21 protein-coding genes are annotated in these 23171 nt (G+C 72.8%); 9 read left to right on the forward strand and 12 right to left on the reverse strand.

Annotated elements, in window-relative coordinates:
- Positions 1-381: 381 nt before the first annotated feature.
- The 3 genes from ligA to Mam01_RS20235 all read right to left on the reverse strand — a co-directional run bounded on the left by ligA (position 382) and on the right by Mam01_RS20235 (position 4475).
- A complete protein-coding gene (gene ligA / locus Mam01_RS20225) occupies positions 382-2607 on the reverse strand; it encodes an NAD-dependent DNA ligase LigA (protein ID WP_204286863.1) in 2226 nt (741 codons plus the stop codon).
- Between the two features lie 317 nt (positions 2608-2924).
- Positions 2925-3359, reverse strand: coding sequence for a hypothetical protein (locus Mam01_RS20230; protein WP_150935489.1), 435 nt, complete (start codon positions 3357-3359; stop codon positions 2925-2927).
- 111 nt (positions 3360-3470) lie between these two features.
- A complete protein-coding gene (locus Mam01_RS20235; RefSeq protein WP_204286816.1) occupies positions 3471-4475 on the reverse strand; it encodes a methionine synthase in 1005 nt (334 codons plus the stop codon).
- A gap of 18 nt (positions 4476-4493) precedes the next feature.
- Here Mam01_RS20235 and Mam01_RS20240 point away from each other — a divergent pair, with 18 nt between their 5' ends.
- The gene (locus Mam01_RS20240) at positions 4494-5123 is read left to right on the forward strand and encodes an MBL fold metallo-hydrolase (RefSeq protein ID WP_204286817.1); all 630 of its coding nucleotides are present in this window, start codon (positions 4494-4496) and stop codon (positions 5121-5123) included.
- A 2-nt stretch (positions 5124-5125) separates the two neighbouring features.
- On the opposite strand, the gene mnmA is transcribed toward Mam01_RS20240, so the two are convergent.
- Positions 5126-6235 (reverse strand): tRNA 2-thiouridine(34) synthase MnmA, encoded by a 1110-nt coding sequence (gene mnmA, locus Mam01_RS20245; protein WP_275409056.1) that lies wholly within the window; start codon positions 6233-6235, stop codon positions 5126-5128.
- Positions 6236-6321: 86 nt separating this feature from the next.
- Here mnmA and Mam01_RS20250 point away from each other — a divergent pair, with 86 nt between their 5' ends.
- The 6 genes from Mam01_RS20250 to Mam01_RS20275 all read left to right on the forward strand — a co-directional run bounded on the left by Mam01_RS20250 (position 6322) and on the right by Mam01_RS20275 (position 11327).
- Positions 6322-7362 carry a DUF695 domain-containing protein gene (locus Mam01_RS20250; protein ID WP_204286818.1) on the forward strand — a complete coding sequence of 347 codons (1041 nt, stop codon included), beginning with the start codon at positions 6322-6324 and terminating at the stop codon, positions 7360-7362.
- A gap of 184 nt (positions 7363-7546) precedes the next feature.
- The gene (locus tag Mam01_RS20255; RefSeq protein ID WP_204286819.1) at positions 7547-8467 is read left to right on the forward strand and encodes a Rieske (2Fe-2S) protein; all 921 of its coding nucleotides are present in this window, start codon (positions 7547-7549) and stop codon (positions 8465-8467) included.
- Positions 8464-9018, forward strand: a complete 555-nt coding sequence (locus tag Mam01_RS20260) for a hemerythrin domain-containing protein (RefSeq protein WP_204286820.1) — start codon at positions 8464-8466, stop codon at positions 9016-9018. The genes Mam01_RS20255 and Mam01_RS20260 overlap by 4 nt, the downstream gene beginning before the upstream one ends.
- A gap of 28 nt (positions 9019-9046) precedes the next feature.
- The gene (locus tag Mam01_RS20265) at positions 9047-9556 is read left to right on the forward strand and encodes a hypothetical protein (RefSeq protein WP_204286821.1); all 510 of its coding nucleotides are present in this window, start codon (positions 9047-9049) and stop codon (positions 9554-9556) included.
- An 11-nt stretch (positions 9557-9567) separates the two neighbouring features.
- Entirely contained in the window at positions 9568-11058 is a 1491-nt protein-coding gene (locus tag Mam01_RS20270; RefSeq protein ID WP_204286822.1) for a molybdopterin-dependent oxidoreductase, read from the forward strand.
- Entirely contained in the window at positions 11058-11327 is a 270-nt protein-coding gene (locus Mam01_RS20275; protein ID WP_204286823.1) for a hypothetical protein, read from the forward strand. Before Mam01_RS20270 ends, Mam01_RS20275 begins: the two co-directional genes overlap by 1 nt.
- A gap of 14 nt (positions 11328-11341) precedes the next feature.
- On the opposite strand, the gene Mam01_RS20280 is transcribed toward Mam01_RS20275, so the two are convergent.
- Positions 11342-11692 (reverse strand): hypothetical protein, encoded by a 351-nt coding sequence (locus Mam01_RS20280; RefSeq protein WP_204286824.1) that lies wholly within the window; start codon positions 11690-11692, stop codon positions 11342-11344.
- A gap of 10 nt (positions 11693-11702) precedes the next feature.
- Entirely contained in the window at positions 11703-12857 is a 1155-nt protein-coding gene (locus Mam01_RS20285) for a cysteine desulfurase family protein (RefSeq protein ID WP_204286825.1), read from the reverse strand.
- Between the two features lie 119 nt (positions 12858-12976).
- On the opposite strand from Mam01_RS20285, the gene Mam01_RS20290 reads away from it, so the two are divergent.
- Together Mam01_RS20290 and Mam01_RS20295 are read left to right on the forward strand one after the other, a co-directional pair.
- Complete coding sequence (locus tag Mam01_RS20290; protein ID WP_204286826.1) at positions 12977-13468, forward strand: TetR/AcrR family transcriptional regulator; 492 nt, start codon at positions 12977-12979, stop codon at positions 13466-13468.
- A 257-nt stretch (positions 13469-13725) separates the two neighbouring features.
- The gene (locus Mam01_RS20295) at positions 13726-14943 is read left to right on the forward strand and encodes an MFS transporter (RefSeq protein WP_204286827.1); all 1218 of its coding nucleotides are present in this window, start codon (positions 13726-13728) and stop codon (positions 14941-14943) included.
- A 31-nt stretch (positions 14944-14974) separates the two neighbouring features.
- Here Mam01_RS20295 and Mam01_RS20300 read toward each other — a convergent pair whose 3' ends face one another.
- The 6 genes from Mam01_RS20300 to Mam01_RS36790 all read right to left on the reverse strand — a co-directional run bounded on the left by Mam01_RS20300 (position 14975) and on the right by Mam01_RS36790 (position 23167).
- Complete coding sequence (locus Mam01_RS20300) at positions 14975-15535, reverse strand: SRPBCC family protein (protein ID WP_204286828.1); 561 nt, start codon at positions 15533-15535, stop codon at positions 14975-14977.
- Between the two features lie 144 nt (positions 15536-15679).
- Complete coding sequence (locus tag Mam01_RS20305) at positions 15680-16633, reverse strand: electron transfer flavoprotein subunit alpha/FixB family protein (protein WP_204286829.1); 954 nt, start codon at positions 16631-16633, stop codon at positions 15680-15682.
- A gap of 11 nt (positions 16634-16644) precedes the next feature.
- On the reverse strand, positions 16645-17424 hold the full coding sequence (locus Mam01_RS20310) for an electron transfer flavoprotein subunit beta/FixA family protein (RefSeq protein WP_150935499.1): 780 nt from the start codon (positions 17422-17424) through the stop codon (positions 16645-16647).
- Between the two features lie 180 nt (positions 17425-17604).
- On the reverse strand, positions 17605-18843 hold the full coding sequence (locus Mam01_RS20315) for a serine/threonine-protein kinase (RefSeq protein ID WP_204286830.1): 1239 nt from the start codon (positions 18841-18843) through the stop codon (positions 17605-17607).
- Between the two features lie 137 nt (positions 18844-18980).
- Positions 18981-20903 (reverse strand): serine/threonine-protein kinase, encoded by a 1923-nt coding sequence (locus Mam01_RS20320; RefSeq protein WP_239101457.1) that lies wholly within the window; start codon positions 20901-20903, stop codon positions 18981-18983.
- Positions 20904-20914: 11 nt separating this feature from the next.
- A complete protein-coding gene (locus Mam01_RS36790) occupies positions 20915-23167 on the reverse strand; it encodes a serine/threonine-protein kinase (RefSeq protein ID WP_239101458.1) in 2253 nt (750 codons plus the stop codon).
- Positions 23168-23171 lie beyond the last annotated feature (4 nt).

A 23171-nucleotide genomic window follows, 5' to 3' on the forward strand; every position in this document is an offset into this window, starting at 1 on the left:
ATCCGCACAGGACCGGGAGCGCTGTGTTGCCGCTCAGCGGCACCGGCTCAGGAAGCGCCTGGATCGCACAATGTAAGATCGCATCTACGTTAGATCGGTTCTACGTATAACCGGCACGACCTGGCTGGCAGCGACCTCTAGGTGAGGGAGCCACTGCAGTGCTAGCGGGCGTGGCCGTCTCACGGTCGGGGGTGGACGGCAACCTGCCGCTCGCCGCGCACTGGGGTCCCGACGAGCTGCTGGCCGCCTGGCCGTGACGGCCCAGGGCCGTCTCGGCAGCCGTACGCCTCGCGTCGCGCTGGTCTGATTCGCGGCGACTCCGAGTGCCGGCCCTGGCGACTCCGAGTACGGGCGCGGGGGGCACGGAGGCGTTCCTCGGGGTCACTCCTCGGGGGTGACGGCGGCGGCGCGGGCGGCGTCGGGACCCTCGCGGAGAAGCGTGTGGAAGCCCTCCTCGTTGAGGATGGGAACGCCGGCCTTGACCGCCTTGTCGTACTTCGAGCCGGGGTTGTCCCCCACCACCAGGAAGCTGGTCTTCTTTGACACCGACGAGGTGACCTTGCCCCCCTGGCCGGCGATGGCCTCGCTCGCCTCGTCGCGGCTGAAGTCCGCGAGCGTGCCGGTGACGACGAACGTCAGCCCCTCAAGGGGTCGCGGCCCCTCGTCGGCCGCGGACTCGTCGGCCATCCGGACTCCGGCGGCCCGCCACTTGTCGACGATCTCCTGATGCCAGTCGACCTCGAACCATTCCTTGATCGTGGTGGCGACCCTGGGCCCGATGCCCTCGACCGCCGCGAGTTCCTCCTCCGACGCCTTGGCGATGGCGTCGATCGAGCGGAACCCGTCCGCCAGCGCTCGGGCCGTCGGCGGCCCGATGTGCCGGATCGTCAGCGCCACGAGCACCCGCCACAGCGCCTGGTCCTTCTTCTCCTCGAGTTGCTGGAGGATCAGCTCCGCGTGCTTGCTCGGTTCTCCGGACATGTTGGCGAAGAACGAGACCACCTTCGGCTCGCCGGTCTCCGGATCGGTCTTGGGCAGGCCCGTGTCGGCGTCGCGGACCACCGATCTGATCGGCAGCAGCTTGTCGATCGTCAGGTCGAACAGATCGGCCTCGGTGCGGACCGGCGGCTCCTGCGGCGGCAGCGGCTGGGTCAGCGCGGTCGCGGCGACGTAGCCCAGTCCGTCGATGTCGAACGCGTTGCGCCCGGCCGCGAAGAAGATCCGCTCACGGAGCTGCGCGGGGCAGGAGCGGGCGTTCGGACAGCGCAGATCGGCGTCGCCCTCCCGCTCGTAGGCCAGCTCGGTGCCGCACTCCGGGCAGTGCGTGGGCATGACGAACTCCCGCTCGTCGCCCTGCCGCAGGTCCACGACCGGCCCGACGATCTCGGGGATGACGTCGCCCGCCTTGCGCAGCACGACCATGTCGCCGATCAGCACCCCCTTGCGCTTCACCTCCGACGCGTTGTGCAGCGTCGCGCGCTCCACGGTGGACCCGGAAACCACGACGGGCTTCATCACGCCGAACGGTGTGACCCGGCCGGTCCGGCCTACTCCCACCTGGATGTCGAGCAGCCGGGTGTTGACCTCCTGCGGGGGGTACTTGTACGCGATCGCCCAGCGCGGGGCCCGGCTCGTGGACCCGAGCTGCCGCTGAATCGGAACCCGATCGACCTTCACGACCACGCCGTCGATCTCGTACTCCGGATCGTGGCGGTGGTCGTTGTAGTACTCGACGAACTCGCGCACCTCGTCGAGCGACTCCACGACCTTGTAGCGGTCACTCACCGGCAGCCCGAAGGACGCGAGCCGCTCGTACATCTCCGACTGGGTGGCGGGCGGTGTGGTTCCCTCCCATTTGCCGACCCCGTGGACGATCATCCGTAGCGGGCGCTGCGCGGTGATGCGCGGGTCCTTCATCCGCAGCGAACCGGCGGCCGAGTTGCGGGGATTCGCGAACGGCGCCTTGCCGGCGTCCATGAGCTGCTCGTTCAGCTGCTCGAAGCCCTTGACCGGCAGGAAGACCTCGCCACGCACCTCGACCAGGTCGGGCACGTCGTCTCCGGTGAGCCGCTGCGGCACGTCGCGCAGGGTCCGGACGTTGGGCGTGACGTCCTCACCCGTACGACCGTTGCCACGCGTGGCCCCCCGCACCAGGCGGCCCTTCTCGTAGACGAGCGCGACGGCAAGCCCGTCGATCTTCAGCTCGCACAGATAGGGCCCGGGATCGGCCTCGATGAGCCGCTGCGCACGCGCCTGCCAGGCGGCCAGGTCCTCCTGGCTGAACGCGTTGTCGAGGCTCTCCATCCGCTGCAGGTGGGTGACCTCGGGAAAGTCCGTGGAGATGGGCGCGCCGACCCGCTGGGTGGGCGAGTCCGGCGTTCGCAGGTCGGGATGCCGCTCCTCCAGCGCGCGGATCTCCCGCATCCAGCCGTCGTACTCGGCGTCGCTCACCGTGGGCGAGTCGAGCACGTAGTAGCGCCAGTTGGCCTCATCAAGCAGCTCCGCGAGCTCGGCGTGCCGCTCCCGCGCCTCGCTCGGCGCGCTCTCCGCATTCGCCGCGCTCTTCGCGCTCTGCGCCTGCCCGCTCTCGGCGGGCTCGTCTGTCACATCCTCGGACTCGTCCACGATGTCGTCGAGCCCGTCCGCCCTGTCGGTCACGTCGCCCGTCTCCCCTCGTCAACGACCCAGGCCAACCGTATCCCCGGGGACCGACAGAACGCGAAGGACGGGGGCGGGAGCCGCGCCGAGGACGAGGAACGGCTCCCGCCGGACCACTCCGCGAGGGGACCGCTCCAGACCGCGCGGCCCCTCGTTTTCAGGAGCGATCGAGAATTACGGTAGACCGCTTGCAGCCCACTTTCATTCCTTTTTGTCCGGTCTACTCGGGCCGGTCAGGGTGGATGGAGGGGGACCGGCCCGAGAGCTCAGCCGCCCTGGGTCCAGACCCGTTCCCAGCGCGAGCAACGGCCGGTGACGCGGGTCGCGGTGCCCCGGCAGACCCTGGCCTTGGCGAGCAGCATGTATCCGGCGTTCACCCGGAAGGCGCGCGGGGTGGACTGCGAGCAGTTGCGGAAGGTCGCGGTGCGATACCTGCCGTGGTCGGTCAGCCACTTGATCGTCACCCACGAGCAGGTCCTGGCCCCGCCCGCGTCGTAGAGGTCGCCGGCGATGCGCAGGCCCGACGAGCTCGACCGGACCGATCCGCTCGCCCAACCCTTGTAGTCGGAGGACGCCGTCGGCCCCCACTTCCAGGTCTCCGCCGCAGTGGTAGCCGTGGCGGCCGAGGCCGGAGCCGCGACGAGCCCCACACACAGGCCGGTGGCGGCGAGAGGGAGCAGAAGGCGCACAGCGCTTCGCATGGGTCTTTCTCCTGACGGGTGAACTTCCAGCACGTCAAGAGATAGGCCCCGGGGCTTGTGAATCACTTGGGAACGGGCTGGGAGATCGCTTGGATCGCCCGTCCCCCGCACCTACTCGCCGGGGTCCTCGCGCAGGACGCGGGCCGCCTCCCGGCACCGGGCCAGCGCCGCCCTGGCGTACGCGGGCGAGGCTCCGGCCAGGCCGCAGGCGGGGGTGAGCACGACCTGCTCGGCGAGCCGGACGGGCGGGAAGCCGAGGCGCCGCCACAGCTCCACCGCCGGCCGGGCCACCACGCCGACGTCCGCCAGCCGGGTGTCCGTGCCGGGCACGACGCCGAGCAGCAGCGCGAGGCCCTTCTCGATCGTCTCGCCCAGATCGTCTTCGTCCCTGCGCCGCAGCAGCCCCGCGTCCACCGAGACGCCGCGCGCGCCCGCCGTACGGATCACCTCGTACGGCACGCCCGGCGCGCAGCAGTGGACGACCGGGAACGCGGGCGCGAGCGCGGACAGCACGGTCCTCAGCCGCTCGGCCGCGACGGGCGACTCGACGGCGGCCAGCCGCCCGAAGCCGGACGCGGTCGGCACCGTGCCCGCCAGCACGCCGGGCAGCCCCGGCTCGTCGATCTGGACGACGAGGTCCGCTCCGGGGACCCGCCGCCGGACCTCCGCCACGTGCTGCGCCAGTCCCTCGGCCAGCGACTCGGTCAGGTCGCGTACGGCTCCGGCGTCGGCGAGCACCTTGTCGCCGTACCTGAGCTCGATCGCCCCGGCGAGCGTCCACGGGCCACACGCCTGGATCTTGAACGGCCCCCGGTAGCCCTGCGCCACCTCCTCCAGGCCGTCGAGGTCACGGGTGAGATGGTCCCTGGCCCGCTTGAAATCCCGGCCCGGACGGTCGGAGAGCCGCCAGCCGGACGGCTGCACCTCGACGGGCAGCTCGACCAGCAGCGACGCCGTACGGCCGATCATGTCCGCGCCGACTCCTCGGGCGGGCAACTCGGGCAGATAGGGCATGGGCAGCTCGCCGAACGCGGTGCGCAACGCCTCAAGATGGTCCTCGCCCGGGTAGGACCCCACCCCGGTGGCCGTGGCCTCGCTCCACGGGTACTCGCTCACGGTCACTAGCTTAGAGACATGAAACTCACCAAACTCGGTCACGCGTGCTGGCGGCTGGAGAAGGACGGGCGGACGCTCGTCATCGACCCCGGCTCCTTCAGCGGCCCGGGGCTCCTCGACGGCGCGGACGCGGTGCTGATCACCCATGAGCACTTCGACCACGTGGACGCGGGCCTGCTCGCAAGCGCGAGCCCCGACCTGGAGGTCTTCACCTGCCAGGCCGTCGCCGACCAGCTCGCCGAGATCCCGGCGAAGGTCCAGGTCGTCGCCCACGGGGACGGCTTCGACGCGGCGGGCTTCCACGTCAGCGCGGTCGGCGAGTGGCACGCGCTCAACCTGCCCGACGTCCCGCCGGTGCAGAACATCGGCTTCTTCGTGGACGACGAGGTGTTCTATCCCGGCGACGCCCTCACGCCGCCGGGACGCGACGTCCCGACGCTGCTGGTGCCGACCAACGCGCCGTGGCTCAAGGCCGCCGAGATGCTGCTCTACCTGCGGTACGTCCGTCCCGCGCGGGCGTACTCGACCCATGACGGCATCGTCAACGACATCGGCGCGAAGCTGATCGACAACTGGCTCGGCATGGAGGCCGGCCGGCAGAAGGCCGACTTCCGCCGCATCCCGCCCGGGGAGAGTGTGGAGGTCTGACCTCAGCCGGCCGAGGCGATCGTGGCGGAGCCGAGGACGGCGTCCCCGTCGTACAGGACGGCCCCCTGGCCCGCCGCGACGCCGGTGGCCGGCTGGTCCAGCGCGATGTGCAGCTCACCGCCCGACAGCTGGGCGCGGCAGCCGTACACCTCGCCGTGCGCGCGTAGCTGCACCGTGCAGGTGATCGGCTCGTACGGCTCCGGCAGCGGTCCGTTCCACACCGGCCGCTCGCCCACGACGGCGCGCACCTCCAGCGAGGAGCGCGGACCGACGGTGACCGTGTTGGACACCGGCTCGATCGACAGCACGTAGCGCGGCCTGCCGTCGGCGGCGGGCCGGTCGACGCGCAGGCCCTTGCGCTGCCCGATCGTGAAGCCGTACGCCCCCTGGTGACTGCCGACCACCTGGCCGGTGAGCGCGTCGACGATCGGTCCCTCGGCCCCGCCGAGCCGCTCGGCGAGGAAGGCCCGGGTGTCGCCGTCGGCGATGAAGCAGATGTCGTGGCTGTCCGGCTTGTCGGCCACGGTCAGCCCGCGCCGCGCGGCCTCCTCGCGCACCTCCGCCTTGGTCGAGCCGCCCAGCGGAAAGATCGCGTGCGCGAGCTGCTCGCGGGTGAGCACGCCCAGCACGTACGACTGGTCCTTGGCGTCGTCGACGCTGCGCCGCAGCACGCCGTCCTCCAGCCGCGCGTGGTGGCCGGTGGCGACGGCGTCGAAGCCGAGCGCGAGCGCCCGGTCGAGCACCGCCTCGAACTTGATCTTCTCGTTGCAGCGCAGGCAGGGGTTGGGGGTGCGCCCGGCGGCGTACTCGCCGACGAAGTCCTCGACCACGTCGCGGTGGAACCGTTCGGCCATGTCCCACACGTAGAAGGGGATGCCGATGACGTCGGCGGCGCGGCGCGCGTCGCGGGCGTCCTCCAGGGTGCAGCAGCCGCGCGCGCCGGTGCGGTAGGACTGCGGGTTGGAGGACAGCGCCAGGTGGACGCCGGTCACGTCGTGCCCCGCCTCGGCGATCCGGGCGGCGGCCACCGCGGAGTCGACCCCGCCGGACATGGCGGCGAGCACGCGGAGCCTTCCCGTGGGCTTTCCGGTGGGCTTTGCTGTGGGAGCCATAACAGTTCGAGGTTACCGCCCCGATGCCGGCGCGGGCGCGCGCCCGCGTTGGCATCGGGGCGGGCGGGCTGGGAGGATGCGGGGTCATGCGACTGTTCGGGCGCGAGAGCGAGCACGCCGACCCCGCCGAGGCCATCGCCGCGTTCTGGGCCTGGTGGGAACAGGCCCGTCCGGGGATCGACGCGCACGTCGAGGCGGAGGATCCCGAGGCCCTGGCCGAGACCATCGGGCCGGCCGTGGCCGCGCTGCACCCGTCCCTCGTCTGGGAGGTCGTGCCCGGGCGCTTCGCCGTGCACGCCCTGGTCGTCAGCGCGTCGGGCGATCCGGAACTGCGGCCGTTCGCCCACCGCTGGGCCCTGGCCGCGCCGCCGGTCGACGCGATGTGGGAGTTCCACCCCTCGCGGCAGGCGAACCCGCAGGCCGAGAACGTCACGATCGACGTCGGCGGGCGGGAGTTCGGGCTCGACCGGCTGGTGGTGGCGTTGCGCGTGCCGCCCGGCACGCCGCGCGTGGACGTCACCGCCTTTCACCCCATATTTCCGGATATCGATGACGACGCCCGGATGGAGGCGACCCTCACCGCCCTCGACTGGCTGCTGGGCGAGGACGAGGTGGCCCGCTGGGTCGGCGAGATCCAGGCCGCCGAGTTCGAGCCGATCGACGCCCTGCCGGCGATCCACCTGCCCTCGGTCGTCGCCGACGTGGCGGAGGGGTTCGCGGAGGAGCAGTGGGCGCTGCTGGAGGGCCACACCGCCACCGGCGGCCGTCTCACCGCCGCGGCCCGCTATCCCCTGCGCCCGGTCGACTTCCCGCTGTTCGACCAGCACATCGCCGTCACGGTGCCGTACGAGCACGCCGACGCGGACGGGCAGCCCACCGGAGCCTCGCTGGACGCGCTGCGCGAGTTCGAGGAGCGGCTGACCGGACGGCTGGCCGCGCACGGGTCGGCCGTGCTGGCGGCCCACCTGAGCGCCGACCGCACCCGGACGCTGCACCTCTACGCCGACCCCGCCGCGGACGTGCCGCCGGTGATCGAGGAGGTCACGGCCGGCTGGAAGGAGGGGCCCGCCCGGGTCGAGACGGCCGAGGATCCCTCCTGGAGCGCGGTCGCCCCCTTCCTGACCTGAGCCCCCTCCTGACCTGAGCCGGCTTCCCGACCCCGACCAGCTCCTGACCCGAACCAGAAATTCAGCGCGTTTCATGACATACGGGACGGGCACGCCGCGATAGACCGACGCGCGGGCGAGCGCCCGCGCTCCGCCCGTTCCCGCAGCCTGCGGGGCCGATCCGGCGATGGGATTGGGATCGGACATGGCTCATCGCGCACTGGACCGGATGCTGGACGCGATCGAGGGCGACGGCCGCCTCGACCGGCCGGGCCACCGGCTCGAACAGGGTCTCGCGTTCACGGAGAACCTCCTCGGGGTCACCAGGGGCCGCGCCCGCGGCCTCCTGCACGGCGTCTGGCTGGGACACCCCGTTCATCCGTTTCTCACCGACGTCCCGATCGGCTCATGGACGATGGCGCTGGTCCTGGACCTCACCGGGCAGAAGCGCGCGGCGCGCACAGCCGTGGGAGTCGGTCTCGCCGGGGCGCTGGCCGCGGCCGTCACCGGTCTGCACGACTGGCAGTACACGCACGACAACGCGCGGCGGGTCGGGCTGGTCCACGGCACGCTCAACGCGCTCGCCCTCGGCCTGTACGGCTGGTCGTGGTGGCAGCGGGGCCGGGAACGCCACCTGCGCGGCCTGCTCGCCGCCCTGCTCGGCTATCCCCTGATCATGGTCAGCGGCTACCTGGGCGGCGCGCTCACCTACAACCACCGGATCGGGGTCGACCAGACGGACCGGCGGCTCGAACCACGCCGTTTCACCCGGGTGCTGGCCGAGCGCGACCTGACCGACGGCAGGCCGCACCGGGCGCGGGCGGGCGGCGTGGATGTCGTCCTGGTCCGCTCGGACGGCCGCATCCACGCCCTGGAGGACGCCTGCCCGCACCTGGGCGGCCCGCTGTCCCAGGGCTGGCTCCGCGACGGCTCCATCACCTGTCCCTGGCACGGCTCGGCGTTCGAGCTGCACAGCGGAGAGAGCCTGAACGGCCCGGCCGTCGCGGCCGCGCCGTGCTTCCAGACCCGCGTACGGGACGGGTGGATCGAGGTGCGCCGGGCGCCCACGGTGGTCGGCGCGCCGCCCGGCAGCACCCTGGTCCACCAGCAGGAGGTGCGGCCATGAGGAGACGACCGCAGGTGCTCACCGAGGTGCGGGAGGCGCCGGCCCCGCCGGAGCGCGAGAAGGCGACGCGGGTGCTCGTGGAGCACCACGAGGTGCTGCGCGGGCTGATGCGGCGCCTGCTGGAGACGCCGCGCTCCGAGCCCGGTCGGCGGCGTGCGCTCGCCGACGAGCTGTTCGACGAGCTGCGGATGCACGAGATGATCGAGGAGGACGTCTTCTATCCGGCGATGCGGGACGTCACCCCGGGCATCGCGGCCGCCTGGTCCGAGCACCGACAGCTCAGCGACCAGCTCGCGGCGCTGGTGCGCGCCGACCCGCGGTCCGGGCGGTTCGACCGGGAGCTGGGGGTGATGCACGACGCGCTGGAGTCGCACGCTCACCTGGACGAGGAACGGCAGATGTTCCCCGAGATCGAGCGCTTCGCGGACGAGGACCTGCTGGTCGAGCTGGGTGACCGGCTCCGGGACCGGCTGGCGCGGCTGCGCTCGTCGCGGCGCACGCGGACGCTCCTCCGCCTGCAACGGGCCCTGCTGCGCCTGACGGCCCGCTAGAGGCCGTACGGCGACAGGCGGGACGGCGATGGGGACGGCGGGAGGACACGAGATCCGGCGGGGGCCGCTCGCGACGGTCGTGCTCCGCTACACCGGGCTCGGCAGGCTGGCCGGGCTGCTGGAGTACTTCGCCTTCGCCCTGCCGAGGACGACGACCACCGCCGGCGTGACGCTGCTGGCCGGGCTCGGCGCCGTCCACGCGTACCTGATCGCGGACGCCACGGCGGACCCGGCCTACCTGATCGCGTACCGGGAGCTGATCGCCGCCGGCGCGTCGGCGGCGGCCGTGCTGATGACGCTCCGCCGCCCGGCGAGGGCCGGATGGTGGCTCGGCTCGGCGGTGTCGGCGGTGGCGCTCGCGGTCCACCTGGTCAGCCGCACTGCCGGCCTTCCCCGCATGCCGCAGCTCATCGGCCGGTGGGACTGCCCCCTCGGCACGGTCACCATGGGCGCCGCGGCGCTCTTCCTCGCCCTGCACGGCAGCGTCCTGGCCGGGGTCAACGTGGCCTTCCCCCGGCGGCGCGACTGGCACGACTGAGTGAGGCGACAGTGGACCTCTACGGCTTTCCCGCCTGGATCCGGATCGAGCACTGGATCAACGTCCTGTTCGTCACGCTGCTCGTGCGAAGCGGAGTCGAGATCATCGCCACGCATCCCAAGCTGTACTGGCACGACGACAGCAGGCCCGGATCCGAGTGGGCGCGGTTCACCCGCAAGACCATGCCGAGGGACAGGCTCTACGACACGCTGGACGAGGAGGAGTCCTACTCGCCGCTCGTCTCCCTGCCGGGGCGCCGGAAGCTCGGCATGGGGAGGCACTGGCACTTCTTCGCCGCGATCCTCTGGGTGCTCACCGGCGCCGTCTACATCGCGCTGCTGTTCGCCACCGGCCAGTGGCGCCGCTACGTCCCGGCCTCCTGGGCGATCTTCCCCCAGGCGTGGCACGACCTGGTCACCTACCTGAGCTTCCGGCTTCCCTCGCGCCTGCCGGGCGAGCCGTTCGACGCCCTGCAGAAGCTGGCGTACGCGCTGGTGATCTTCGTGCTGGCGCCGGTCGCGATCCTGACCGGGCTCGCGCAGTCGCCCGCCGTCGACGCCCGCTTCCCCTGGTACCTGCGGCTGTGGGGCGGCCGCCAGCGGGCGCGGAGCGTCCATTTCCTGGTCCTGCTCGCCTTCCTCGCCTTCACCGCCGTCCACCTGCTGATGATCGCCGTGTGGGGCTGGGGCCGGGAGAACTCCCTCATGCTCTTCGGGCACGGCGACGCGCCGGCGGCGGGGCTCTGGGTCTCGCTCGTCGTCATCGCCGCGATCGTCGCGGTGAACGCCGCGGTCACGGTGTGGTCCCTGCGCCGCCCCCGGAGCGTGCAGCGCGTTCTCGGGGCGGTGGTCACGGCGGTCCGCCGGGCGCTGCTCCGGCCCGCCGTCTCCCGCCAGCGCTATCCCCGGGCGGCGGTCTCCGCCCGGCACCGGGTGAACGGCAGGCCGCCCGACAGCGAGACGTACAAGATCATGGCGGTGCACGGGTTCGCGCCGTGGCGGCTCACCGTCGGCGGCCTGGTCGAGAACCCTCTGGTTCTCACGCTGGAGGACCTGCGCGCCCTGGACGGCCGGCAGTCCCAGTGCGTGCTGCACCACTGCATACAAGGCTGGTCGAGCGTCGGGGAGTGGGCCGGGCTGCCCCTGCGCGATCTGATCGGCCTGGTCAGGCCGTTGCCGCAGGCCCGATATGTGTGTTTCCTGACCATGCAGGACACCGGCAGGGACGAGCCGGGCGCTCCCGGCGAGGGGCACTTCTACGAGATCGTCGACCTGCGGCTGGCCCGGCACCCGCAGGCCCTGCTCGCCTACGAGCTGAACGGCGGCCCGCTGCCGATCGAGCACGGCGCCCCGCTGCGGCTGCGCCTGGAGACCCAGCTCGGCTTCAAGATGGCCAAGTGGATCCACGACATCGAGTTCGTCTCCGACTATCGCCTGGTGGGCCACGGGATGGGCGGCTGGCGCGAGGACAACGTCTACTTCGACATGGAGGTGGAGATCTGATGGACGGCGCCCGCACCGGCCTCTCCGAGATCGTGCCGCTCGGCGACGAACAGCGGGAGCGGGTGCGCGCCCGCCTGCGCGCGGGTCACGGCGCGTGCCCGGCCTGCGGCAGCGAGGACCTGGGGATCGGCGACGCCCTGTTCCTCGGGTTCGCCTTCCTCAGTGAGCCCGCCGACGCGTACATGGTCGGGCTCACCTGCCCCAACCCCTCATGTCCGGTGACCTACACCGGCATCAGGCTGCGCGCATCGGAGTTCCTCGACCAGTAGAACCTCAGACGAGGTCAGACGAGAGGGACGCGCGGGCGCGGGACGGCGAGGCGGTCCATGAGCGGCAGGCTCTCCCGCAACCGCGCGCGCAGCGCCTCGTAGCGCACCCGTTCGTCCGGGGCGAGCGCGCCCGCCGCGTGGTAGTGGGCCAGCCGCTCCAGCCGTCCCGCGATCGCGATTCCCCAGCGGACGCGGAAGTCGTAGATCCGCCCCTGGTCACGTGACCGGCCGGAGGCGGAGGCGAGCTCGCGCAGCTCGTCCAGCAGGCCGGACACCATGTCGAGGTCCGCGTCGGCGCCCGCCACCCTCGTCCTGCGCACCTGCCGCGTCATGTCCCGGGGCGTGCCCGCGACCCGAAGCGACAAACAGGGCAAGCTACGACAGACCGGCGCGCCGGGCGCGCTCGACGACCTGTCCGATGACCTCGATGACCCGGTCGACGTCCTCCTCCGTGGACGTGTGGCCGAGCGAGAAGCGCAGCGACCCGCGGGCGCGCACGCCGTCCTGACCCATCGCCATCAGCACGTGGGACGGCTGGGCCACCCCGGCCGAGCAGGCCGAGCCCGTGGAGCACTCCACGCCCTTGGCGTCGAGCAGCATGAGCAGGGCGTCGCCCTCGCAGCCGGGGAACGAGAAGTGGGCGTTGGCCGGCAGCCGGTCGGCGGGGTCGCCGTTCAGCACGACGTCGGGCACGGCCCGCCGTACGCGCTCGACGAGATCGTCGCGGAGCGCCGACAGGCGTTCCGCGGCCGCGGGCTGGCGCGCGACGGCCGCCTCGACGGCCGCGGCGAACCCGGCGATGGCCGGGGCGTCGAGCGTGCCGGAGCGGATGTCGCGTTCCTGCCCGCCGCCGTGCAGGACGGGGACGGGATCGACGCCGCGCGCCAGCAGCAGCGCCCCGACGCCCACGGGCCCGCCGACCTTGTGGCCGGAGACGGTCATGGCGTCCACGCCCGAGTCGGCGAACGAGACCGGAAGCTGGCCGACCGCCTGCACCGCGTCGGTGTGGAACGGGATGCCGTGCTCGTGCGCGATGGCGGCCAGCACGCGCACCGGCTGCACGGTGCCCACCTCGTTGTTGGCCCACATCACGCTCACCAGCGCGACGTCGTCCGGGTCACGGTCGATGGCCTCGCGCAGCGTCTCGGGGTGGACCCGGCCCTGCTCGTCGACCCGGAGTAACTCGACCCGGGCGCCGTGGTTGTCGCCCAGCCAGTGGGCGGGGTCGAGGGCGGCGTGGTGCTCGATCGCGCTGACCAGGATCCTCGGCCGCTTCCTCGCCCAGAACAGGCCCTTGATGGCGAGGTTGTCGGCCTCGGTGCCGCCGGCCGTGAACACGACCTCGCTGGGCCGGGCGCCGAGCGCTCCGGCGATCGTCTCGCGCGACTCCTCGACGACCCGGCGGGCGCGGCGGCCCGCCGCGTGCAGCGAGGAGGGGTTGCCCACCTGACCGAGCTGGGCCGTCATCGCCTCGATCGCCTCGGGCCGCATCGGGGTGGTCGAGGCATGGTCCAAGTACGCAGATCCCATGACCCCTCCCCTGAACGCCTTTCGTGCGCACCAAGCGTATCCGGGGAGACCGGGAACACCGGAACGGTGTCGCGGGTTAACCGTCCAGCCGGTACAGTAGGCGGCATGAGGAGGGTGGCATGAGGCGAGACGAGTTGCTCGACGCGGCCGAGGCCCTGCTGCAGGACCAGGGCGCCCAGGCCCTGACCCTGGCGGCGGTGGCCGAGCGCGCCGGCGTCAGCAAGGGCGGCCTCCTCTACCACTTCTCCACCAAGGAAGCGCTCGTCAAAGGGATGATCGAGCGCCTGATCGCCGACTTCGACGCGCTGATCGAGGCACAGGGGGAGAGCACCTACACGCGCTCCTACGTCGCCGCGACGTTCGAGGCGGTGGAGACCGGACGGCTCAGACGCTGGGCGGTGGTCACCGGCGCGGCCGGCGATCCCGCGCTGCTCGCGCCGCTGCGTGAGGCGATGGCCCGCTGGATGCGGCAGGGACTGGACGACGAGCCCGACCCGCCCGCGTCCCAGATCGTACGGCTGGCCTGCGAGGGCGTCTGGGAGGTCGCCACCCACTGTTCGGCGATCGTCGACTTCGCCGCCGTCCGCGCCAGGCTGCTCGCCCTGTTATAGGGCTCCGCCAGAGCTCTTCCCCCAGGCGCCACCGCAGCGGCGCCTTCTGTGACACGCCCTCTGTGACATGCCCCCTGCGGCGCGTCCGCGCCGGGCGCGGACCATGCCCATTACACCGCTGCCCACTACACCGTGCCGCACGCGCGACTGGTGGTCGCCCTTCCTTCCGGCTGACGCCGTGAAAGGGCGACCTGCTGCTGTCTGCCCACTTCTCCGGGTTCGGAAACCCACTTGACTCACATGGAAAGGAAGCTGTGATGACCCGCGCTTTGAGGAAGGCCCGTCACGGGGCAGTCCTCACCTTTGTCCTGGCCGGCCTGATGTGCGGAACGTTCACCGTGCGCCTCCCCGCCCTGGCCGACCGGCTCCGCCTCCCGGAGTCGTCGGTCGGCCTCGCCCTGCTCGGCTGGGGCGTCGGCGCGCTGCTGACCATGCAGATCATGCGCGTCGTGCTGGGCAGAGCCGGGAGCCGCGGCGTTCTGCGCGCGGCCGTTCCCCTGTGCGCGGCATCACTGGTCCTCGTCGCGCTCGCGCCGTCCTTCCCGGCGCTGGTCGCCGCGACCGCGCTGTTCGGCATGGCGTTCGGCGCGGTCGACGTCGGCATGAACGCGCAGGGCTCGCTGGTCGAGCGCGCGTACGGCCGGCCGATCATGATCGGCATGCACGCGGGCTGGTGCGTCGGCGCGATCTCGGCGGGCCTGCTGGGCACGGCCGCCATCGCGCTGGGCCTGTCCCTCACCACCCACATCCTCCTGGTGGCCCTGGTCTCGGCGCCCGCGGCTCTCGCGCTCAGCCGTATGCACCTGCCCGACCGCGCGCCGGAGACGGGCGCCGCGCGGGAGAGCGGCCGCGCCCGGCGGAGGCTGCCGGGGGTCGTCTACCTGCTCGGAGCGATCACGTTCGCCGCGTTCATGGTCGAGGGCGTCGTCGCCGACTGGAACGGGCTCTACCTGCTCGGCACGCTGCACGCCTCCGAGGCGGTCGCCGCGCTCGGCTATCCGGTGTTCGAGGCCGGCATGCTGGTCGCGCGACTCGGCGGCGACCGGCTGCGCGGCCACCTCGGCGCCCGCGCGCTGATCGCCCTGTCCGGCGGGGCCACGGCACTGGCGTTCCTCGCCGTCGTCGCCGCGCCGGTGACGGCGGCGGCCGTGGCCGCGCTGTTCTTCGTCGGGCTCGCGGTGGCGACGATCTCGCCGATGGCGCTGTCGCTCGCCGGCACCGCGACGGCCGAGCCGGGCCCCGCGATCGCGCAGGCGAGCGCCATGGGCTACGCGGGGCTGCTGCTCGGGCCGGTCGTGATCGGCTTCCTGTCCGCCGCGGCGTCGCTGCGGCTGGCCATGGGAGTGGCCGTCGTCCTCGGCGTCGTCATCGCCGCGGCGGGGCGGCTGCTGCCCGCGTCCCGTACGGAGATCGTCCCGCTGCGGGCGGCCGCCCGCGACAGAGGCGAGGAGCCCCACCTGCCGCTGGCCGCCTGACGCCCGTCCCGGGAGCCCAGCCCGCCCGGGGTCACCCCCGGCCGGCCAGGGCGGCCTCCTCGGCGAGGGTGACGAGCCGGTCCACGGTCTCGGGCAGCGCGCCGCCCAGGATCTTCTTCATGATGGGGGTCAGCACGAGCGCGGTCGGCCCCTTCACGGAGACCTTGAAGGTCACGTCCCGCGTGCCGTCGCCGCGGTCGTCGATGGTGTGCTCCCAGTCCATGAAGGTGCCCCCGGGCAGGAAGAACCGGTCGGTGTACCTGCGCATGGGCTCGCAGTCGATGATCTCGAAGCGGACGGCCGACTGGCCCTTCAGCTTGACGCGGCCGGTGGCGCCGAGGGCGAACGGCCCTCCGTCGAGGCGGATCCAGTCCAGCCCGTCGTCCCAGCGGACGCGTGCGGGGACGTCGGCCCACAGGGGCCAGATGTGCTCCGGCTCGGCCGTGGTCTGCCGCGTGACCGTGATGAGGTGCGTGGTGCGCAGTTTCCCGAGCGCGGCCACCGTCGCGGCGAGCACCGCCGTTCCGGCCGAACCGCCTATGAGCATCTTGATCCCGCTTGCCATCCGAACCATCCCCTCGAATTTGGTCATCTGTCTGTATCATACGTATGTATAAGACAGATTGCCAGGTGCCGGAGAAGATTTCGCGCGGGATCGCCGCGCCGCCTCCATACAACCCCATGAACGCCGGAAGCGGCGCCGCGTCAGGCGCGGCGCCGCTTCCGATCCGGGGTGTTACTTACGCCTCTCGATCTCCTCGGTGAGCTGCGGGACGATCTGGAACAGGTCGCCCACCACGCCGTAGTCGGCGACTTCGAAGAGCGGCGCCTCGGCGTCCTTGTTGATCACCACGATCGTCTTCGAGGTCTGCATGCCGGCCCGGTGCTGGATCGCGCCGGAGATGCCCGCCGCGATGTAGAGCTGCGGCGACACCGTCTTGCCGGTCTGCCCGACCTGGAACTGGTGGGGGTACCACCCGGCGTCGGTCGCGGCGCGCGAGGCGCCGACGGCCGCGCCGAGCGAGTCGGCGAGCTTCTCGATGATCGCGAAGTTCTCGCCCGAGCCCACGCCCCGGCCGCCGGAGACCACGATCGCGGCCTCGGTCAGCTCGGGCCGGCCGCCCTTCTCCTGCACGACCCGCTCCACGATCCGGGCGGCGCGGGCGGCGTCCGACAGGGCGACCTCGATCTTCTCCTCGGCGCCGGCGCCGGCCGCGGCGACGGGAGCGGTGCTGTTCGGCCGTACGGTGATGATCGGAAGGCCCCGGGTCACCCGGCTGTGGACGTTGACGCCGCCGCCGAAGATCGACTGCTCGGCGACGAAGCCCTCGCCGACGCCCACCGCGTCGGAGATCACTCCGGAGTCCGTCTTGATCGCGAGCCGCCCCGCGACCTCCTTACCCTCACCGGTCGCCGCGAGGAAGACCGCGGCCGGGGAACGCTCGGCCACCAGGTGCGCGAGCACCTCGGCCTTGGGCGCCGCCACGTAGTCGCCGATCTCGTCGGCCGCCGCCACGTAGATCTTCTCCGCGCCGTACTCGGCGAGCCTGGCCTTCGCGCTGTCCGAGTAGCCGGGGCCGGCCCACACCGCGGCGGGCGTGCCCAGCGACCGGGCCAGGGTCAGCAGCTCGAAGGTGACCTTCTTGACGTCGCCGTCGACGTGGTCGACGAGAACCAGAATCTCAGTCATCTCGGGGCCCCTCAGATGAACTTCTTCGACGCGAGGAACTCGGCGGCCCTGGCGCCGCCGTCACCCTCGTCCTTGATCACGGTGCCGGCGGCCCGGGGTGGGGCGGCGGCGAAGTCGACGACCTCGCTCCACGAGTTCGCCAGGCCGACCTGGTCGGCCGCGATGTCCGCGTCGGCGATGCCGAGCGTTTCGACCGGCTTCTTCTTGGCGGCCATGATGCCCTTGAACGACGGGTACCTCGGCTCGTTGATCTTCTCGACCACCGACACGACGGCCGGCAGCGAGGCCTCGACCTTGTCGTAGCCGTAGTCGGTGATCCGCTCGACCCGGATGGCGGTGCCCTCGATCTCGACCTTGCTCGCCAGCGTGAGCTGGGGGGCGCCGAGCCGCTCGGCCAGCATCGCGGCGAGCATGCCGGTGCGGGCGTCGGTCGACTCCGAGCCCAGGATGACCAGGTCGAAGCCGATCTTCTTCAGGGCCTGGGAGACGGCGTAGGAGGTGCCGAGGGCGTCCGAGCCGTGCAGCGCGTCGTCGTGCAGGTGCACCGCCTTGTCCGCGCCCATCGCCAGGGCCTTGCGGATGGTCTCGGTGGCCTTGGCCGGGCCCATGCTCAGGACGGTGACCTCACCGCCGTGGGCCTCCTTGAGCCGCAGTGCCTCCTCGACCGCGTACTCGTCGAGCTCGTTGACGACGCCGTCGGCGGCGTCGCGGTCGAGCGTCTTGTCTTCGGACCTCAGCTTGCGCTCGGTCGCCGTGTCGGGGACCTGCTTCACGCAGACGACGATGTTCATGGCCGGTGGCCGACCTCCCCTTTCCGTACGGCTGACGCCGCGATTACGCACAATGTTACCCATGGGTAGCTTAGCCGCAAACCTCCAGGCCCGCACCGTGCCCATGTCACATACCGGCCCATCTCACACTACCGAACTTTGTTCCGGAATCCGGGGCCCGAGCGGCCGCGGGTCGCCGGGTCAGCTCGCGAACACGAGCGTGCCGAGGATGAACACCACGGTGCCGACGGCCATGAGCAGCGTCGTGGTGCTGAACAGCGTGCTGAGCAGCGCCCAGACCCCGACGGCGCCCACACCGCTGACGGCGTCCACCACGAGCCTGCGCCGCCGCGACCTGGCCAGCAGCCCGAACCCCGCGTCGGCCACCAGGGCGATGCCGTAGAGGACCAGCAGGAGGAGGGACACCTCCGGGAAGTTCGCCCGCGCGGCGGCGGCGAACAGGCCCACGACCACCGCGGAGCCCACCACCCAGCGGCGGTGCAGCTTCTCCCGGTGCGCGGCCCGCGGGTCGTCCACCTCCGCCCGCCTCGCGCGCCGGGCGGGCCGCCGGTCGCCCGGCCGCCACTCGCGGGTGGACGCCTCGGAGAGGGCCTGCCGCGAGGGCTCGATCCCGTCCAGCACCGGCGCGGCCTCGTTCAGGCGGCCGGCCAGTTCGGCCGTCTCGGGGCGACCGGCCGGATCGCCGCTCAGGCACCGCTCCACGAGCGGGGCGAGCCACGCCGGCACGCCCGACAGGTCGGGCTCCCGGTGCACCACCCGGTAGGCGACGGCCGCCGCGGGTCCCGTCCCGTACGGCTGGCGCCCGGACGCGGCGAAGGCCACCGTCGCCCCCCAGGCGAACACGTCGGCCTCCGGCCCGGCGTCCCGGCCCTCCAGCACCTCCGGGGCCAGATAGCCGGGCGTCCCCACCACCGCGCCCGACGCGGTCACCGACGCCGACTCCAGCGCGCAGGCGATGCCGAAGTCGATCACGTACGGCTCGCCGTCGGAGACGATGACGTTGGCCGGCTTGAGATCGCGGTGGACGACCCCGGCCGCGTGGATCGACTCCAGCGCCTCCGCCAGCCCCAGCGCCAGCCGCAGCAGGGCCGCTCCGGTGACCGGCCCGTCCTTCGCCACCACCGCACTGAGCGGCCTGCCCTGGACGTACCGGGTGACGATGTACGGCCGCTCCCCCGACAGCGAGGCGTCGAGCACCTCGGCGACGTGCCGCCCGCGCACCCTGCGCATGGTCTCCACCTCGCGGGCCAGCCGGGTGATCGCGAACGCGTCGGAGGCGACGTGGGGATGCAGGACCTTGACGGCGACCGTGCGCCCGTCGGCGTCGAGCGCGAGATGGACCTCCCCGAACCCTCCCGACCCGAGTGCGGAGATCAGACGATAGGGACCGAGCTGCACTGTGCCTCCCGCTTCGCTCATCGGGGCGCTCACACCCGGTGTCTTCCCTCGTCGCGCTCTGGTCGCTTCGCTCCCGCGCGCTCCTCAGTCCAGACACCGGCGCGCCCCTCCGGCTCGCTCGGTGTTTCCACTTAGCTGGCCGATTGGTCGGGACGGGGTCAGGTCCAGAAGGTCAGGAAGCCCAGGCCGATGCGGTCCATGATGTCGCCCACGACGCCGCCGATCAGGTTGACGACGGTGTCCTCACCCTTCCGTTGGAGATCCCCGACGATTTTGTCGATCGCCACCTTTGGCGGCTGCCAGGGTGCCCAGGAGGCGTCCGCGGACAGCGCCGTCATGATCGCGAACAGCGCGACCGTGCCGACCACGATGGTGACGATCATGCCCGCGCCCGGGCTGCGGATCACCGCGGTGAGCGTACGGGCCACGGCCTTGCGCGGGGCCTTGCCGCCGGGCAGGAGGAACAGCCCCGCGACGAAGGCGCCGGCCGCGTAGGCCGCGGCGGGGTCGGTATGCACTCCCCCCAGGTAGTGGAACCCGCCCCAGCAGCACATGGCGAACATCACGGCCAGCGGCACCTGTACCACCGTGGCCAGGCCGGCCCTGATCAGCGCCCAGGGCGTGCCGAGCACCGCGAGGAGCGGATCGGCGCCGCTGGTGCCCCTGGCCGCCCTGCGGTCGGCGAGGTCGCCGAGCAGGTACTGCCCCACCCGCAGGCACAGCGCCGCCACCGCGGCGAACAGGCTCACCACCACCGGCAGCAGGCAGGCCAGCGCCACGAGCGTGGCCAGCAGCAGGGCCGCGAGCACGGGGTGCCGCGCGCGGTAGGGAGCGCGCGGGGGTTCCGGCGCGTACGGCGCGGCCGGTGTGGCCGGGCCGGGGGCGGGCGGCCGCGCGACCTGGGGCTCGGGATAACCCGCCACCCGCTGGTCGGTGTGCGGCTGGAAGACCGCCGGCTGGTACGGCGGCGGGGGCGGGCCCCCCTGGCCGTACGGCGGGGCCTGCGGGTGCGCCGGAGGCGGCGCGGACACCGGACGGCGCTGCTTCGGCGCCCGGGGCTCCCGGTAGGGCCGCTCCGGCTCCACGTAGTTCACCGGCGGCAGCAGGTCGGAGTAGCTGTCGTCGTCCGACGGCAGCACGCTGGTCCGGGGTCCGTTGCGCGTGCCGTTTCCCTGGCCGTTTCCCTGGCCGTTGCCGGGGACCGCCGTCTCGTCGAGCAGCCGGGTGCCGTCGAGGACCCTCGTCCCGCCGTCCTGCGGGGTCTCCCGCAACACGGTGACCGTGGGGTCGAGCGACCGGGTCAGCCGCAGCAGCGACGCGGCGGTGGGGCGCGACACGGCGTCCGACGCCAGCGCGAGGCGGAGCCAGCCGCGCAGCCAGGCCGGCGCGAGATCCACCTGGGCCTTGCCCTCGAGGATGTTGTAGCAGACCGACTCGAACGTGCCCGAGCCGAACGGCGGCTTGCCGGTGACCCCGAAGAACACCGTGGCGGCCAGCGCGTGCACGTCGGCCGCCTGGGTGATCTGGGTGTCCCGGATGATCTCGGGGGCGAGGTAGCCGGGCGTGCCGACGAACATTCCCGTCTGGGTCAGCCGCGTGGCGTTGACGAGGTGGGCGATGCCGAAGTCGATCACCAGCGGCTCGCCGTCCACCAGCATGACGTTGGCCGGCTTGAGGTCGCGGTGGATCACGTCGGCCGCGTGGATGGCGACCAGGGCCTCGCAGAGGCCCCGGGCGAGCCGGACCACGGCGTCGTCGCGGAGCGGGCCGTCCTCCAGCACGGTCTGCTCTAAGGTCCGCCCGGGGGCGTACCGCGTCACGATGTACGGCGCGGCACCGGTCAGGTCGGCGTCGAGGACCTCGGCGACGCGCCTGCTGCGCACCCGCCGCATGGTCTCGACCTCGCGGGTCAGCCGGTCGCGTGCCTTGAGATCGGAGGCGACGTGCGGGTGCAGGACCTTGACCGCGACCTCCCGCCCCTCCGCGTCCAGGCCGAGGTGGACCACCCCCATGCCGCCCTCGCCGAGCTGCCGCAGCAGCCGGTAGGGGCCGATCCTCTCGGGAGCCTCAGTAGCCGACATCTCGTCCCCCGTCACCCATACCCTGCCTGTCTCCGCAGGTCCCCGAGCCGATCAAGTACTGACAGAACGTCGATTGGGCCCCAGAAGTGCCCTGCTGTCTGTTTACCCAGGAGGGCGGCGAGCGCGATCGCCGCCGTGAGCACCGCGAACGCCCCGATCCCCCAGGCGAGCCCCTGCGCCGCGCCGTCGCCGGGAGCGAGCGAGGCGAGGGTCCGCCGCATCTGCCGGCTCGGGCCGGTCACCCCCGGCCCCGCGCACAGCGTCCACAGCGCCACCGCGACGCCCCAGCTCAGCGCGGCGAGCAAGGGCGCCGACCCCACGAGCACGGTGAGCGCCAGCGTCACGGCCAGCCCCAGGACCAGCGCGTACGGCACGAGCGCCAGCGTGATCCCGGCGGACCTGACGAGCGCCGCCGGCCGGCCCACCACCCGCAGCACGTCCGTGGCCGCGGCGCCCGCCGCGCGGCGGGTGTTGAGGTGCGCCTGGTCGAGGTCGGCGGCGCGGAGCAGCACCGCGACCGGCACGGCCAGCAGGCAGACCAGCATCGGCGCGACCACCGCGAGGCTCGTCATCACGACGAGCAGCAGCGCGCTCGCCACGCCGTACGCCCTGGAGCGCTGGAGCAGCCCACCGGGCGGGAACGGCGGCACGGTCGGCGGCGGCACCCGCAGCGTCGGCATGTACGGTGCCGGATTCTGCTGGACGGTGTTCTGCTGGTGGAGGTTCTGCTCGTGGAGGTTCTGCTCGTGGAGGTTCTGCTGATGGGCGTTCTGCGGGGGCGGATAGTGCTGGTGGATGTGCGGCGTCTGCTCGTAGATCTCCGGCGCGTGCCCGAAGAGGGCCTGGTCGCGGGCCGCGACGTCCCGGTGCCCCGTCCCCTGCGAGCCCATCCCCTGTGAGCCCGGCCCGTGCGGGCCCGCCTCGCGCGGAGCCTGGCGCGGCGGCGGCGGCGGGTCGTGCGGCAGCGCGGCGCCGCCGGTGACGGCCTGGCGCACCTCCTCGGAGGTGACCCGCCGCGTGGGGACGTCCCCCTCCGGCCGCAGCATCGGCGTGCGCCACTCGTCGGGCCCGGTCGCCGGAGAAGACCCGGTGGCCGGGTGCGTGCCGGGGCGGGACGGGGGCGTCCGGGTGGGGATGTCGCCCTCCGCCGGCGACCCGAGGCCCGCTTTGCGCAGGTCCTCCCCGGTGACCCGCACGGTCGGGAAGGGATCGCCGCCCTGGCCCGCCACGGGCGTGTCCCGCAGCAGCGAGACGAACTCCTCCGCCCGGTCGGCGGGGCGCGACGGCGTGACCGGAGGCGTCGCCACGGGCGCGACCGGCGGCGTCACCACCGGTCCGGCCGCCTGTGGTCCGGCCGTCTGCGGTCGCGCCGGTGACCGGCCGCCGAAGTCGGGCATCTGCTGGCCGCCGGTGTCGTCGACGTTGGGCACCGTGGTGATCTCGTCGGGCACCCGCGGCCTGCCCCCCGCGCCCTGCGGCATGAGCCGGCCGACCTGCCGCACCAGCTCGGCCGACGTCGGCCGTCTGACCGGATCGCGGTTGAACGCGGCGCGCAGCACCGGCTGGATCGGCGCCGGGGCGGCGTCCACGTTGGCCCGCCCGGAGGTGATGTTGAAGAAGATCATCTCCAGCGTGCCCTTGCCGAACGGCGGCTGGCCGGTCGCGGCGTACAGCACGGTGCCGGCCCAGGCGTGCACGTCGACCTGCGGCCCCGCCTCGTGGCCCTCGATGATCTCCGGGGCGAGATAGCCGGGCGTGCCGATGAACATCCCGGTCTGGGTGAGCCGGGTGGCGTCCACCGCCTGGGCGATGCCGAAGTCGATGAGGACCGGCTGGCCGTCCAGCATCAGCACGTTGCCCGGCTTCAGGTCGCGGTGGATGACCCCAGCGGCGTGGACGGCGGCGAGCGCCTCGGCGACCCCCATGGCGACCTTGAGCACACCGTCGAGCGGCAGCGGGCCGTCCTTCTTGACGATCTCGTCCAGCGCCCGTCCCGGCACGTACCGCGTGACGATGTACGGCCGGCGGCCGGTGACGTCGGCGTCGACGACCTCCGCGATGTGCCGCCCGCGCACCCTGCGCATGGTCTCGACCTCGCGTGACAGCCGCCTGCGCGCCACGTCGTCCCCCGCCACCTCCGGGCGCAGGACCTTGACCGCCACCTGCCGGCCCTGCGGGTCCAGGGCGAGGTGGACCACCCCCATGCCACCCTCACCGAGCCGCCGGAGCAGCCGGTACGGGCCGAGTCGGTCGTCTTGATTCATCGCC

Source organism: Microbispora amethystogenes, from assembly GCF_016863015.1.
Taxonomy (GTDB): Bacteria; Actinomycetota; Actinomycetes; order Streptosporangiales; family Streptosporangiaceae; genus Microbispora; species Microbispora amethystogenes.

Coding starts and splice junctions, on each gene's coding strand:
- Mam01_RS20305 (WP_204286829.1), bottom strand. CDS start 16,633: ATGACTGAGATTCTGGTTCTCGTCGACCACGTCGACGGCGACGTCAAG.
- Mam01_RS20290 (WP_204286826.1), top strand. CDS start 12,977: ATGAGGCGAGACGAGTTGCTCGACGCGGCCGAGGCCCTGCTGCAGGAC.
- Mam01_RS20265 (WP_204286821.1), top strand. CDS start 9,047: ATGGGGACGGCGGGAGGACACGAGATCCGGCGGGGGCCGCTCGCGACG.
- Mam01_RS20320 (WP_239101457.1), bottom strand. CDS start 20,903: ATGTCGGCTACTGAGGCTCCCGAGAGGATCGGCCCCTACCGGCTGCTG.
- Mam01_RS20255 (WP_204286819.1), top strand. CDS start 7,547: ATGGCTCATCGCGCACTGGACCGGATGCTGGACGCGATCGAGGGCGAC.
- Mam01_RS20310 (WP_150935499.1), bottom strand. CDS start 17,424: ATGAACATCGTCGTCTGCGTGAAGCAGGTCCCCGACACGGCGACCGAG.
- Mam01_RS20240 (WP_204286817.1), top strand. CDS start 4,494: ATGAAACTCACCAAACTCGGTCACGCGTGCTGGCGGCTGGAGAAGGAC.
- Mam01_RS20250 (WP_204286818.1), top strand. CDS start 6,322: ATGCGACTGTTCGGGCGCGAGAGCGAGCACGCCGACCCCGCCGAGGCC.
- mnmA (WP_275409056.1), bottom strand. CDS start 6,235: ATGGCTCCCACAGCAAAGCCCACCGGAAAGCCCACGGGAAGGCTCCGC.
- Mam01_RS20275 (WP_204286823.1), top strand. CDS start 11,058: ATGGACGGCGCCCGCACCGGCCTCTCCGAGATCGTGCCGCTCGGCGAC.
- Mam01_RS20285 (WP_204286825.1), bottom strand. CDS start 12,857: ATGGGATCTGCGTACTTGGACCATGCCTCGACCACCCCGATGCGGCCC.
- Mam01_RS20230 (WP_150935489.1), bottom strand. CDS start 3,359: ATGCGAAGCGCTGTGCGCCTTCTGCTCCCTCTCGCCGCCACCGGCCTG.
- Mam01_RS20260 (WP_204286820.1), top strand. CDS start 8,464: ATGAGGAGACGACCGCAGGTGCTCACCGAGGTGCGGGAGGCGCCGGCC.
- Mam01_RS36790 (WP_239101458.1), bottom strand. CDS start 23,167: ATGAATCAAGACGACCGACTCGGCCCGTACCGGCTGCTCCGGCGGCTC.
- Mam01_RS20295 (WP_204286827.1), top strand. CDS start 13,726: ATGACCCGCGCTTTGAGGAAGGCCCGTCACGGGGCAGTCCTCACCTTT.
- Mam01_RS20315 (WP_204286830.1), bottom strand. CDS start 18,843: ATGAGCGAAGCGGGAGGCACAGTGCAGCTCGGTCCCTATCGTCTGATC.
- Mam01_RS20300 (WP_204286828.1), bottom strand. CDS start 15,535: ATGACCAAATTCGAGGGGATGGTTCGGATGGCAAGCGGGATCAAGATG.